At 56.7% G+C, this 12,947-nt stretch carries 9 protein-coding genes; 5 read left to right on the top strand and 4 right to left on the bottom strand.

All coding sequences use genetic code 11. The features are described 5' to 3' along the window. Positions 1 to 118: 118 nt before the first annotated feature. From glpT to QLG21_RS02685, 4 genes are all read left to right on the top strand, one after another. Positions 119 to 1,471 carry a glycerol-3-phosphate transporter gene (gene glpT / locus QLG21_RS02700; RefSeq protein ID WP_006176478.1) on the top strand — a complete coding sequence of 451 codons (1,353 nt, stop codon included), beginning with the start codon at positions 119 to 121 and terminating at the stop codon, positions 1,469 to 1,471. Between the two features lie 11 nt (positions 1,472 to 1,482). Continuing rightward, entirely contained in the window at positions 1,483 to 2,544 is a 1,062-nt protein-coding gene (glpQ, locus tag QLG21_RS02695) for a glycerophosphodiester phosphodiesterase (RefSeq protein WP_282483843.1), read from the top strand. A 165-nt stretch (positions 2,545 to 2,709) separates the two neighbouring features. After that, positions 2,710 to 4,251 carry a GMC family oxidoreductase N-terminal domain-containing protein gene (locus tag QLG21_RS02690; protein ID WP_282483842.1) on the top strand — a complete coding sequence of 514 codons (1,542 nt, stop codon included), beginning with the start codon at positions 2,710 to 2,712 and terminating at the stop codon, positions 4,249 to 4,251. A 29-nt stretch (positions 4,252 to 4,280) separates the two neighbouring features. Further along, a complete protein-coding gene (locus QLG21_RS02685) occupies positions 4,281 to 5,207 on the top strand; it encodes a LysR family transcriptional regulator (RefSeq protein WP_282483841.1) in 927 nt (308 codons plus the stop codon). Between the two features lie 34 nt (positions 5,208 to 5,241). On the opposite strand, the gene yfaE is transcribed toward QLG21_RS02685, so the two are convergent. The 4 genes from yfaE to ubiG all read right to left on the bottom strand — a co-directional run bounded on the left by yfaE (position 5,242) and on the right by ubiG (position 10,073). After that, on the bottom strand, positions 5,242 to 5,496 hold the full coding sequence (yfaE, locus tag QLG21_RS02680; protein ID WP_042320298.1) for a class I ribonucleotide reductase maintenance protein YfaE: 255 nt from the start codon (positions 5,494 to 5,496) through the stop codon (positions 5,242 to 5,244). Further along, positions 5,496 to 6,626: a class Ia ribonucleoside-diphosphate reductase subunit beta gene (nrdB, locus tag QLG21_RS02675; protein WP_042320295.1), complete on the bottom strand. Its 1,131-nt coding sequence runs from the start codon at positions 6,624 to 6,626 to the stop codon at positions 5,496 to 5,498. Before nrdB ends, yfaE begins: the two co-directional genes overlap by 1 nt. A 100-nt stretch (positions 6,627 to 6,726) precedes the next feature. Beyond that, on the bottom strand, positions 6,727 to 9,012 hold the full coding sequence (gene nrdA / locus QLG21_RS02670; protein ID WP_006176472.1) for a class 1a ribonucleoside-diphosphate reductase subunit alpha: 2,286 nt from the start codon (positions 9,010 to 9,012) through the stop codon (positions 6,727 to 6,729). 332 nt (positions 9,013 to 9,344) lie between these two features. Beyond that, entirely contained in the window at positions 9,345 to 10,073 is a 729-nt protein-coding gene (gene ubiG, locus QLG21_RS02665; RefSeq protein WP_006176471.1) for a bifunctional 2-polyprenyl-6-hydroxyphenol methylase/3-demethylubiquinol 3-O-methyltransferase UbiG, read from the bottom strand. A 146-nt stretch (positions 10,074 to 10,219) separates the two neighbouring features. Between ubiG and gyrA the strand changes: the two genes are divergently transcribed. Then, a complete protein-coding gene (gene gyrA, locus QLG21_RS02660) occupies positions 10,220 to 12,856 on the top strand; it encodes a DNA topoisomerase (ATP-hydrolyzing) subunit A (protein ID WP_088208022.1) in 2,637 nt (878 codons plus the stop codon). The last annotated feature ends 91 nt before the right edge of the window (positions 12,857 to 12,947 follow it).

Raw genomic sequence — 12,947 nt, 5'->3', positions numbered from 1 at the left:
TTCTGTAACAATCTGTGCGTTGATTCACAGTAACAATCACCGTGATTTCTTAACATCGCCGCCTCTGGAATCGGGTGCGAGGCACCTTCTCATTCATTACAAGGCCACGGAGGCTGTCATGCTCAGTATCTTTAAACCTGCGCCGCATCGGGCGCGTCTGCCAGAGGCAGAGATAGATCCGCTTTACCGCCGTCTGCGTTGGCAAATCTTCCTGGGGATTTTCTTCGGGTACGCGGCGTATTATCTGGTACGTAAAAACTTCGCGCTCGCCATGCCGTATCTGGTGGAGCAGGGTTTTTCGCGCGGTGATTTAGGGTTTGCGCTCTCGGGGATCTCTATCGCCTACGGGTTTTCCAAATTCATTATGGGGTCGGTGTCGGATCGCTCGAATCCGCGCGTGTTCCTGCCAGCCGGTTTGATTCTGGCGGCTGCGGTGATGTTGTTTATGGGCTTTGTGCCGTGGGCGACGTCCAGTATTGCTATTATGTTTGTGCTGCTGTTCCTCTGCGGCTGGTTCCAGGGGATGGGCTGGCCGCCGTGCGGACGCACCATGGTGCACTGGTGGTCGCAGAAAGAGCGTGGCGGAATTGTGTCGGTCTGGAACTGCGCGCATAACGTGGGCGGCGGTATTCCTCCGCTGCTGTTCCTGCTCGGGATGGCATGGTTCAACGACTGGAAAGCCGCGCTTTACATGCCGGCTTTTGGCGCGATCGTAGTGGCGATTATCGCCTTCGCCCTGATGCGCGATACGCCGCAGTCCTGCGGCCTGCCGCCAATTGAAGAGTACAAAAACGATTATCCGGACGACTACAGCGAACAGCATGAAGAGGAGCTGACGGCCAAACAGATCTTCATGAAGTACGTGCTGCCCAACAAACTGCTGTGGTACATCGCGGTAGCCAACGTTTTCGTTTACCTGCTGCGTTACGGCATCCTCGACTGGTCACCAACCTACCTGAAAGAGGTGAAACACTTCGCGCTGGATAAATCGTCCTGGGCCTACTTCCTGTATGAATACGCGGGTATCCCGGGCACGCTGATTTGTGGCTGGATGTCGGACAAGGTCTTCCGCGGCAACCGTGGTGCAACGGGTGTGTTCTTTATGACCCTGGTGACCATCGCCACCGTCGTTTACTGGCTTAACCCGCCGGGCAACCCGGGCGTGGACATGGCCTGTATGATTGTGATCGGCTTCCTGATCTACGGTCCGGTGATGCTGATTGGCCTGCATGCCCTTGAGCTGGCACCGAAAAAAGCGGCAGGGACGGCGGCAGGCTTTACCGGCCTGTTTGGCTACCTTGGCGGCTCGGTCGCCGCAAGCGCTATTGTCGGCTATACCGTTGACTTCTTCGGCTGGGATGGCGGCTTCATGGTCATGATTGGCGGTAGCGTACTGGCGGTACTGCTGCTGATTGTTGTCATGATTGGTGAAAAACGTCATCACGCCGAAATACAGGCACGTCGTCAATAAGGAGCGTTACGATGAAACTGACTCAACTCGCTACCGGCCTGCTGCTGGCCGGTGTCATGACAGGCTCGGCGCTGGCGGCAGACAAGATTGTCATTGCTCACCGTGGCGCCAGCGGCTATCTGCCCGAGCATACGCTGCCCGCGAAAGCGATGGCTTACGCGCAGGGGGCGGATTACCTTGAGCAGGATCTGGTGATGACCAGGGACGACCATCTGGTCGTCCTGCATGACCACTATCTTGACCGCGTCACCGATGTCGCCGACCGTTTTCCCGACCGTGCCCGCAAGGACGGCCGTTATTACGCCATCGACTTCACGCTTGACGAGATCCGCTCGCTGAAATTTACCGAAGGCTTCGAGATTGAAAACGGCAAGAAGGTACAGGTCTATCCGGGGCGTTTCCCGATGGGCAAGTCCGACTTCCGCATTCATACCTTTGAAGAGGAAATCGAGTTTGTTCAGGGGCTGAACCACTCTACCGGTAAAAATATAGGTATCTATCCGGAGATCAAAGCGCCGTGGTTCCATCATCAGGAAGGGAAGGACATTGCGGCGAAAACGCTGGATGTGCTGAAGCAGTACGGCTACACCAGTAAGAAGGATAAGGTTTACCTCCAGTGCTTTGATGCGGCGGAACTCAAGCGCATCAAAACCGAGCTGGAACCGAAGCGGGGGATGGATCTCAACCTGGTGCAGCTGATTGCCTATACCGACTGGAATGAAACGCAGGAGAAGCAGCCAGACGGCAAGTGGGTTAACTACAACTACGACTGGATGTTTAAGCCGGGCGCGATGAAGCAGATTGCGCAGTACGCCGACGGCATCGGGCCGGATTACCACATGCTGGTGGCGGAAGGTTCCACGCCGGGATACATTACCTTCACGGCGATGGTGAAAGAGGCGCACGCCAGCAAGATGCAGGTGCATCCGTACACGGTACGTGCGGACCAGTTGCCGGACTATGCGACGGATGTGAATCAGCTTTACGACGTGCTGTATAACCAGGCGGGCGTCGACGGGTTGTTTACTGATTTCCCGGATAAAGCGGTGCAGTTCCTGCGAACGTCTCAGTAACGCGTTGCACTAGTATGGACCCGCTTCGGCGGGTCTTTTTTTGTTCATTTTTTATGAACGCCGGTTCGCGTTTGGCGCTCTGTTCAGCGCGGTTGGCCTCACATATTCTCCTTTTATACCCCGGCGTGGCTGTTTTCTGCCGGTAGCGCGACAGAGGAGAAAGAGATGAGTGCAACGACAGCCGGTATCAACGATGTTTGGGACGTGATAGTGGTCGGGGGCGGTTCAGGCGGTGCGGTGGTGGCTGCAAGGCTAAGTGAAAATCCGGACCGGCGCGTGCTGCTGCTGGAAGCGGGGCCGGCCTTTGCGCCAGATGAGTATCCCCCCGAGCTGTCGATGAGTCACAGCGTGGGCGGTGGCGACTATATCTGGGAGCGGGGCACGGCGACCGGAACCGATCACACCGCAGAGCATCTCCGCGCAAGGGTATTGGGCGGCGGATCGGCGATCAATGCCGGGGCCTTCGTCAGGGCCCCCAGGTCTGATTTCGATCGCTGGGTAAAGCGCGGCCTGACGGACTGGTCTTTCGATAAGGTCTTACCCTGGTTCAAGGCGCTGGAGAGCGCCGATTATGGCGACGATGACTGGCACGGGCGTCACGGACCTGTACCGGTCAGGCTGCCGACGCTGGCATCGTTGAGCCCTGCCAGCCAGGCGTTTTATCACGCCTGCCGTGCACATGGTTTTGCGGAAATTGCAGACGTGAACGGGCCGCACCAGCACGGTATTGCCCTCTATCCGCTCAATGTCGTGAACGGCGTCAGGCAGAATACCGGCATGGTTTATCTCAACGCGCAGGTTCGCGCCAGGCCTAACCTGGAAATCGCAGGCATGGCGGTGGTCGACAAAGTTCTGTTGAATAAAGGCCGGGTCGAGGGTGTGCAACTGGCCGAGGGCAACCGCCTGTTTGCCGATACGGTGTTCCTGTGCGCTGGCGCGGCGGGAACGCCCGCTATACTGCTCCGCTCGGGCGTGGGGCCAGGGAGTGATTTGCGCCAGCTTGATATTCCCGTCTGCCAGGATTTACCTGTAGGGCTGAATCTGCAGGAGCAGCCGGTGAACGGTATTATGCTCGGCACGCTGCCGCCGCAGAGCGACAGCCCACCCATCGGCGCGACGCTCTGGACCCGTTCCACCCTGGCGGAACCCGGTGAGCTGGATATTTACATCAGTAATAACCATTTCGTTGATCCGGCGCTGTTTCCGCAAGGGTCGGGCTTTCAGCTGTTTTATACCGTTTCTCGCCCCTGGTCGCGCGGGACGCTGACGCTCACCAGCCGTAACCCGCTGCTGAAGCCGAACATCGATCTCAATCTGCTGGACGATGAGCGGGACGTCGCGCGTATGCTGGAGGCGTTGGAACTGTCGCGCGCGCTGGTGGAGGAAACACCGTTGCGCGAGCTGGTCACCGGGGAATATCCCGGTGTGAAGGGCGGCAAGCTGGCGGTCACGAAGTCGCAAAAGGTGAAAGAGCAGTACGCTACGGTCAAGAGCAATCTTCACCTCTCCGCTACGGCACCGATGGGGCTGGAGAGCGATCCGCAGGCCGTTGTGGATCAGCAGGGCCGCGTGTTGGGTACCCAGGGACTTTATGTTGCCGATGCGTCAATTTTCCCGGACGTGCCCTCGCAGGCCACCAACCCGGATGTGATCATGGCAGCAGAATATATCGCCAGCCGTTTCGCCGCCTCCGCCAGTGGGCCATAGTAAAAGGACGTGCCCGAACGGAATACCTGATGAACAAATTCGTGGAGATGAGCACCTTTGTCGCGGTGGTGGACGCGCTGAGCGTTGTCGGCGCGTCGCAAAAGCTGGGGACAACGAAATCGGTGATTAGCCAGCGTATCAAGGGGCTGGAGAAGCGCCTGGGCGTAAGCCTGCTGGAGCGCGGGCCGAGCCTGAGTCTCACGGAACAGGGGCTATTGTTCTACCGCGAATGCGTGCGCATTCTGGATGAGGTAAGCCTTGCGGAAGAGGCGGTGACGCCAGGGCGAACCGACGTCTGTGGCAGGCTGCGAATGACCACTTCGCACACCTTTATGTGTACGCACCTGTCGCCCATTCTGGCCGATTTCGCCGCGCGCTATCCGCAGATCGCGCTGGATATCGTCACTGAAGATCGGCATATCAATATGCATCAGCCCGGCTTTGACGTGGCGATCCGCCTTGGTACACTGCCGGATTCCACCCTGATTGCCCGGCATCTGGCGCGTAACCTGACCTATTTATGCGCCAGCCCGGCCTATCTCCAGCGCTGCGGCACGCCGTTGCATCCAGAGGAACTGGCGCACCACGACGGGCTACTGTACAGCCACCGCGCGCCGGGCGGGGTCTGGCAGCTTGTTCATCAGGGGGAGGTTCAGCCATGGCACGTCCGCAGTCGTCTGCGTTCGGATAACGCCTTCAGCCTGCTGGCAGCTGCAAAGGCCGGATTGGGTATTATGGTGCTGCCGCTTTTTTTAGGCGCAGAGGCTGTTGAAAAAGGGGAACTGCAGGTGATCCTGCCCGAGTGGCGTCCGGATGGTGGGAATATTGTTGCCCTGTATCGCAAAACGCGTCGGGATTCACCGGTGATACAGGCTTTAGTGAACTGCATTGGAGAACATCTGGGCGCGGAGCCAGAATGGGAAAGACGATTGCGCCTGAATGGACAACTGCCCTGATGCCCTCTCCCACAGGAAAAGGGTATCAGGGACGTTACATCTCGATCTCAATATCGCCTTTTGCCCGGCAGCAGCAGGGCAAAATTTCCCCTTCGCTGATAAAGGCCAGCGGTTCGGTCAGCCAGTCCACCTGGCCTGCGACCAGGCGACAGCGGCACGAGCCGCAATAGCCTTCCCGACACTGATACTCAACCTCAACCTGATGGGCCTCAAGGGCGACCAACAGGGAAGGGTGCTCTTCCCGACACAGGACTTCTGTGCCGGTAAGGCGTAGCGTCACCCGGCTCATCAGAGCTGGAAGTCGCTCAGGTCGTCGGTGTTGACTTCAGAATCAATCTGACCGACCAGGTAAGAGCTGACTTCCACTTCCTGTGGCGCGACCTGCACGTTATCGGACACCAGCCAGGTGTTGATCCACGGGATAGGGTTAGAGCGCGTCTGGAACGGCAGATCAAGACCCACCGCCTGCATACGGATGTTGGTGATGTACTCAACGTACTGACACAGGATGTCCTTGTTCAGACCAATCATGGAGCCGTCGCGGAACAGGTAATCTGCCCACTCTTTCTCCTGCTGTGCGGCCTGCACGAACAGGTCGTAGCACTCCTGTTTGCACTCTTCGGCGATAGCCGCCATTTCCGGATCGTCCGTACCGCTGCGCAGCAGGTTCAGCATGTGCTGGGTACCGGTCAGGTGCAGGGCTTCGTCACGGGCGATCAGACGAATAATTTTGGCGTTGCCTTCCATCAGCTTGCGCTCGGCAAAGGCGAAGGAGCAGGCGAAGCTGACGTAGAAGCGGATCGCTTCCAGCGCGTTAACGCTCATCAGGCACAGATACAGCTGCTTTTTCAGCGCGCGCAGGTTCACGGTGACAGTTCTGCCGTTCACGTTGTGGGTGCCTTCGCCCAGCAGATGCCAGTAGCTGGTCATCTCAATCAGCTCGTCGTAGTAGTGCGCGATGCCTTCGGCACGTTTCTGGATCTGCTCGTTGGTGACGATATCGTCAAACACCACCGCCGGATCGTTCACGATATTGCGGATGATATGGGTGTACGAGCGGGAATGGATCGTCTCGGAGAACGCCCAGGTCTCAACCCAGGTTTCCAGCTCCGGAATGGAGATAAGCGGCAGCAGCGCTACGTTCGGGCTACGCCCCTGAATGGAGTCCAGCAGCGTCTGATACTTCAGGTTGCTGAGGAAGATATGCTTTTCGTGTTCCGGCAGGGCCTGGAAATCGATACGGTCGCGAGAGACGTCAACTTCTTCCGGGCGCCAGAAAAAGGAGAGTTGCTTTTCAATCAGCTTTTCGAAGATGTCATATTTTTGCTGATCGTAGCGTGCCACGTTGACCGGCTGGCCGAAGAACATGGGCTCTTTGAGCTGGTCGTTTTTCGTCTGTGAAAAGGTGGTATATGCCATTGCGGTGAGTCCTGTTGAGATTTTATTGCCCGGCGGCACTGCGTTTGCCGGGCCTACAAAACCGTAGGCCGGGTAAGCGTAGCGCCACCCGGCGAAGTGCTTAGATCTTACATGCGCCGCTTTCGCAGCCATCGTCCTGAATTGACGGCACCATATCGTCCTGCGCGTCTTCTGCACCGTCACGGGTGTTGTGATAGTACAGGGTCTTCACGCCAAATTTATAGGCGGTGAGCAGGTCTTTCAGCAGTTGCTGCATCGGAACCTTGCCAGACGGGAAGCGCGTCGGGTCATAGTTGGTATTCGCAGAGATCGACTGGTCGATAAACTTCTGCATGATACCCACCAGCTGCAGGTAACCGTCGTTGTTCGGCATCTCCCACAGCAGTTCGTAGTTGTTGCCCAGCGTCTCGTAATCCGGTACGACCTGGCGCAGCACGCCGTCTTTCGACGCTTTGATGCTGACGTGGCCGCGCGGTGGCTCGATGCCGTTGGTGGCGTTAGAGATCTGCGAAGAGGTCTCGGACGGCATCAGGGCAGAGAGCGTGGAGTTACGCAGGCCGTGAGTCTTGATGGACTCGCGCAGGCCTTCCCAGTCCAGGTGCAGCGGTTCGCTGACGATCCCGTCCAGGTCTTTCTTATAAGTGTCGATCGGCAGAATGCCTTTCGCATAGGTGGTTTCGTTGAACCACGGGCACGCGCCTTGCTCTTTTGCCAGCTCGTTGGAGGCTTTCATCAGGTAATACTGAATAGCTTCAAACGTCTGGTGCGTCAGGTTGTTGGCGCTGCCGTCGGAGTAACGCTTACCGTTTTTCGCCAGCCAGTAGGCGAAGTTAATCACGCCAATCCCCAGGGTACGACGACCCATCGCGCCGCGTTTGGCCGCCGGGATTGGGTAGTCCTGATAGTCGAGCAGGGCGTCGAGTGCGCGAACTGCCAGCACCGCCAGCTCTTCCAGCTCGTCCAGGCTCTTAATCGCGCCCAGGTTGAAGGCAGACAGCGTACACAGCGCGATTTCACCGTTCTCATCGTTCACGTCATTGAGCGGTTTGGTCGGCAGGGCGATCTCCAGACACAGGTTGGACTGGCGCACCGGCGCAACAACCGGATCGAACGGGCTGTGGGTGTTGCAGTGGTCAACGTTCTGGATGTAGATACGGCCAGTAGAGGCACGTTCCTGCATCATCAGCGAGAACAGGTCGACGGCCTTCACGCGCTGCTTGCGAATGCTCTCGTCTTTTTCATATTTGGTGTACAGACGCTCGAACTCGTCCTGATCGGCAAAGAATGCGTCGTACAGGCCCGGTACGTCGGACGGGCTGAACAGGGTGATATCTTCCCCTTTCAGCAGACGGGTGTACATCAGCTTGTTGATCTGCACGCCGTAGTCCATGTGGCGCACGCGGTTGCCTTCCACACCACGGTTGTTTTTCAGCACCAGCAGGCTTTCCACTTCCAGGTGCCACATCGGGTAGAACAGGGTGGCTGCCCCGCCGCGAACGCCGCCCTGAGAGCAGGATTTCACCGCGGTCTGGAAATGCTTGTAGAACGGGATACAACCGGTGTGGAACGCTTCACCGCCGCGAATCGGGCTACCCAGCGCACGGATACGACCCGCGTTGATGCCGATACCGGCGCGCTGGGAGACGTATTTTACGATTGCGCTGGAGGTGGCGTTGATGGAATCCAGGCTGTCACCGCACTCGATCAGCACGCAGGAGCTGAACTGGCGGGTTGGCGTACGTACGCCAGACATGATTGGCGTTGGCAGCGAAATCTTGAACGTCGAGACCGCATCGTAAAAACGCTTCACGTATTCCAGACGGGTGTCACGCGGGTAGTTAGAGAACAGGCAGGCGGCCACCAGAATGTAGAGGAACTGGGCGCTCTCATAGATTTCACCGGTCACACGGTTCTGAACCAGGTATTTGCCTTCGAGCTGCTTCACCGCCGCGTAGGAGAAGTTCATGTCGCGCCAGTGATCGATAAACCCGTTCATCTGCTCGAACTCTTCTTCCGTATAGTCTTCGAGCAGATGCGTATCGTATTTGCCCAGTTCAACCATTTTTACGACGTGATCGTACAGCTTCGGCGGCTCAAACTGGCCGTAGGCTTTTTTACGCAGATGGAAAATGGCCAGACGTGCTGCAAGGTACTGATAGTCCGGTGCGTCGCGGGAGATGAGATCTGCCGCTGCTTTAATAATGGTTTCGTGGATATCAGACGTTTTGATGCCGTCGTAGAACTGGATGTGTGAGCGCAGTTCAACCTGGGAGATAGATACGTTATTCAGCCCTTCTGCTGCCCAGTCGAGAACTCGATGGATTTTGTCCAGATTGATACGCTCGGTAGTACCGTCGCGCTTTGTCACCAGCAGACTCTGATTCATGTGGGTTTTACCTGTCCGTGAAATAAAAAAATATCCCCCGCTTATCCACAAGGCTCTGTGGATAAATACTACATATAGGGGTTTTACGATAAGATTAACGCAAGATGGTGAGTATTCTAGTAGCGAATCATTTCAGTACAAGAGTTGATTTTGAGGTTAAATTGAGGTTGTGAAAGGGTAAAAAAGCCTAAGTCCTCGTATCGTAAGGCCTGGACGACATGTCAACATTTCAGAAAAAAAATCTAAAATTTGATCGAGTGCTGATTTCTTCAACGAGTGGTCAAAATTGCGCAACGAATGTCGCGCAATCTTTATAAGAAGTTCGTATGACGTTAGCTATTTTTTGCTGTAGTGTGCAACATATAGTTAACATCCACACCCGGGGCGAGTTTGAACTTGTCGGTTAACGGGTTGTAGTGCAGGCCGGTAATGTGCTGCTCCTTGAGCCACGTCTGGTCCACCCAGCCCAGCAGTTCAGCAGGCTTGATGAACTTCTTCACGTCGTGCGTGCCTTTCGGCACCATCCGCAGGACATACTCCGCGCCGACCACGGCCATCAGCCAGGCCTTGCCGTTACGGTTGATGGTGGAAAAGAACACCTGGCCGCCCGGTTTCACCAGCTTTGCACAGGCGTTGACGACCGACTGTGGATCGGGAACGTGCTCCAGCATCTCCATGCAGGTCACCACGTCGTACTGGTGCGCATGTTCTGCCGCGTGCGCTTCTACCGTTTCCTGCACATATTCCACCTGCACGCCCGATTCCAGCGCGTGCAGACGCGCCACCTGCAGTGGCTCAAAGCCCATATCGAGGCCGGTCACGGTGGCCCCTTCACGCGCCATGCTTTCTGCCAGGATCCCGCCGCCGCAGCCGACGTCGAGCACCTTTTTACCGAACAGACCGCCGGAACGCTCCGCGATATAGCCCAGACGCAGCGGGTTGATGCGATGCAGAGGTTTAAACTCACCTTCGAGATCCCACCAGCGGGACGCCACGGCTTCAAATTTGGCAATCTCTTCGTGGTCAACGTTGTGAGCTACCGGGGATTTTTCGGCATTCATGGGCGCTTTTACTCCTTATTTAGCAAGACAAAGGAGTATATCAGGCAATCCCCGTGAATAAAGCGTATTGCTTTACCTCAATCACCGTGGCTGTGTTATAATTTGCGACCTTTGAATCCGGGATACAGTAGAGGGATAGCGGTTAGATGAGCGACCTTGCGAGAGAAATTACACCGGTTAACATCGAGGAAGAGCTGAAGAGCTCCTATCTGGACTATGCGATGTCGGTCATTGTTGGCCGTGCGCTGCCGGACGTCCGCGATGGCCTGAAGCCGGTACACCGTCGCGTACTATACGCCATGAACGTATTGGGCAATGACTGGAATAAAGCCTATAAAAAATCTGCCCGTGTCGTGGGTGATGTCATCGGTAAATATCACCCGCATGGTGATACCGCCGTTTATGACACCATCGTTCGTATGGCGCAGCCATTCTCCTTGCGTTACATGCTGGTAGATGGTCAGGGTAACTTTGGTTCTGTTGACGGCGACTCCGCGGCGGCGATGCGTTATACGGAAATCCGTATGTCGAAAATCGCTCACGAGCTGATGGCCGACCTGGAAAAAGAGACCGTTGATTTCGTCGATAACTACGACGGCACTGAGCGAATCCCAGATGTTATGCCAACCAAGATCCCGAACCTGTTAGTTAACGGGTCATCCGGTATCGCAGTGGGCATGGCAACCAATATTCCGCCACACAACATCACGGAAGTGATTAACGGCTGCCTGGCCTATATCGATGATGAAGAGATCAGCATTGAAGGGCTGATGGAACACATCCCGGGGCCAGACTTCCCGACGGCAGCGATCATCAACGGTCGTCGTGGTATTGAAGAAGCGTACCGCACCGGTCGCGGCAAGATTTACATCCGTGCCCGCGCCGAAGTGGAAGCCGACGCCAAAACCGGCCGTGAAACCATCATTGTTCACGAGATCCCGTATCAGGTGAACAAGGCGCGTTTGATTGAAAAAATCGCCGAGCTGGTAAAAGAAAAACGCGTTGAAGGCATCAGCGCGCTGCGTGACGAGTCTGATAAAGACGGGATGCGCATCGTGATTGAAATCAAACGCGACGCGGTGGGTGAAGTGGTGCTGAACAACCTCTACTCCCAGACTCAGCTGCAGGTCTCCTTCGGTATCAACATGGTTGCACTGCACCATGGTCAGCCGAAGATCATGAACCTGAAAGAGATCCTGAGCGCGTTTGTGCGTCACCGTCGTGAAGTGGTGACCCGCCGTACGATCTTCGAACTGCGTAAAGCCCGCGACCGTGCGCACATCCTTGAAGCACTGGCCGTCGCGCTGGCAAACATCGACCCGATTATCGAGCTGATCCGCCGCGCACCAACCCCTGCTGAAGCGAAAGCCGCGTTAGTGGCGCAGCCGTGGGCGCTGGGTAACGTGTCTGCGATGCTGGAGCGTGCCGGTGATGACGCCGCGCGTCCTGAATGGCTGGAACCTGAATTCGGCGTGCGTGACGGTCAGTACTACCTGACTGAACAGCAGGCCCAGGCGATTCTGGATCTGCGTCTGCAGAAACTGACCGGCCTTGAGCACGAAAAACTGCTCGACGAGTACAAAGAGCTGCTGGAACAGATTGCTGAGCTGCTGCACATCCTGGGCAGCGCCGATCGCCTGATGGAAGTGATCCGCGAAGAGCTGGAGCTGGTCCGCGACCAGTTTGGCGACGAGCGCCGCACCGAAATCACCGCGAACAGCTCTGATATCAACATCGAAGACCTGATCAACCGCGAAGACGTGGTGGTCACCCTGTCTCACCAGGGCTATGTGAAGTATCAGCCGCTCACCGACTACGAAGCACAGCGTCGTGGTGGTAAAGGCAAATCTGCCGCACGTATCAAAGAAGAAGACTTTATCGACCGCCTGCTGGTGGCCAACACCCATGACACCATCCTCTGCTTCTCAAGCCGGGGTCGTCTGTACTGGATGAAAGTGTATCAGCTGCCGGAAGCGAGCCGCGGCGCGCGTGGTCGTCCGATCGTCAACCTGCTGCCGCTGGAAGCGAACGAACGTATCACCGCGATCCTGCCGGTACGCGAGTACGAAGAGGGCGTTAACGTCTTTATGGCGACCGCCAGCGGTACCGTGAAGAAAACGGCGCTGACCGAGTTTAGCCGTCCGCGTTCTGCCGGTATCATCGCCGTCAACCTTAACGAAGGCGACGAACTGATTGGCGTGGATCTGACCTCCGGTTCTGACGAAGTGATGCTGTTCTCTGCCGCCGGTAAAGTGGTGCGCTTTAAAGAGAACGCGGTGCGCGCAATGGGTCGTACCGCGACCGGCGTTCGCGGGATCAAACTGGCGGGTGAAGACGCCGTGGTTTCTCTGATTGTTCCACGTGGCGAAGGCGCAATCCTGACCGTCACGCAGAACGGTTACGGTAAGCGTACGGCAGAAAGCGAATACCCGACCAAGTCTCGTGGCACGCAGGGCGTTATCTCCATCAAAGTGACCGAGCGTAACGGTTCCGTTGTGGGCGCGGTGCAGGTAGACGATGCTGACCAGATCATGATGATCACCGATGCCGGTACGCTGGTGCGTACACGCGTGTCTGAGATCAGCGTGGTAGGGCGTAACACCCAGGGCGTTATCCTTATCCGTACTGCGGAAGATGAAAACGTGGTGGGTCTGCAGCGCGTTGCTGAGCCAGTTGATGACGAAGAGCTGGACTCTATCGACGGTACCGTAGCGGAAGGCGATGATGACATCGCGCCGGAAGCCGAGTCCGACGATGATGCTGCGGATGACGCAGACGAGTAATCATCACCTGATGTGAAGAAAAGGGCCGGTTTCCGGCCCTTTTGTTTTGCAGTTGCAGATAACTGAACGTTGCGGCATGGCGCGTTTACCG

Origin of the sequence: Enterobacter sp. V87_3, assembly GCF_029967835.1 — a bacterium.
Lineage (GTDB): Bacteria > Pseudomonadota > Gammaproteobacteria > Enterobacterales > Enterobacteriaceae > Enterobacter > Enterobacter cancerogenus.
This window is presented reverse-complemented; position numbering and strand designations above follow the sequence as displayed.

Excerpts from the sequence above, each read along its gene's own strand:
- glpT (WP_006176478.1), top strand. The coding sequence starts at position 119 with ATGCTCAGTATCTTTAAACCTGCGCCGCATCGGGCGCGTCTGCCAGAG.
- glpQ (WP_282483843.1), top strand. The coding sequence starts at position 1,483 with ATGAAACTGACTCAACTCGCTACCGGCCTGCTGCTGGCCGGTGTCATG.
- QLG21_RS02690 (WP_282483842.1), top strand. The coding sequence starts at position 2,710 with ATGAGTGCAACGACAGCCGGTATCAACGATGTTTGGGACGTGATAGTG.
- QLG21_RS02685 (WP_282483841.1), top strand. The coding sequence starts at position 4,281 with ATGAACAAATTCGTGGAGATGAGCACCTTTGTCGCGGTGGTGGACGCG.
- yfaE (WP_042320298.1), bottom strand. The coding sequence starts at position 5,496 with ATGAGCCGGGTGACGCTACGCCTTACCGGCACAGAAGTCCTGTGTCGG.
- nrdB (WP_042320295.1), bottom strand. The coding sequence starts at position 6,626 with ATGGCATATACCACCTTTTCACAGACGAAAAACGACCAGCTCAAAGAG.
- nrdA (WP_006176472.1), bottom strand. The coding sequence starts at position 9,012 with ATGAATCAGAGTCTGCTGGTGACAAAGCGCGACGGTACTACCGAGCGT.
- ubiG (WP_006176471.1), bottom strand. The coding sequence starts at position 10,073 with ATGAATGCCGAAAAATCCCCGGTAGCTCACAACGTTGACCACGAAGAG.
- gyrA (WP_088208022.1), top strand. The coding sequence starts at position 10,220 with ATGAGCGACCTTGCGAGAGAAATTACACCGGTTAACATCGAGGAAGAG.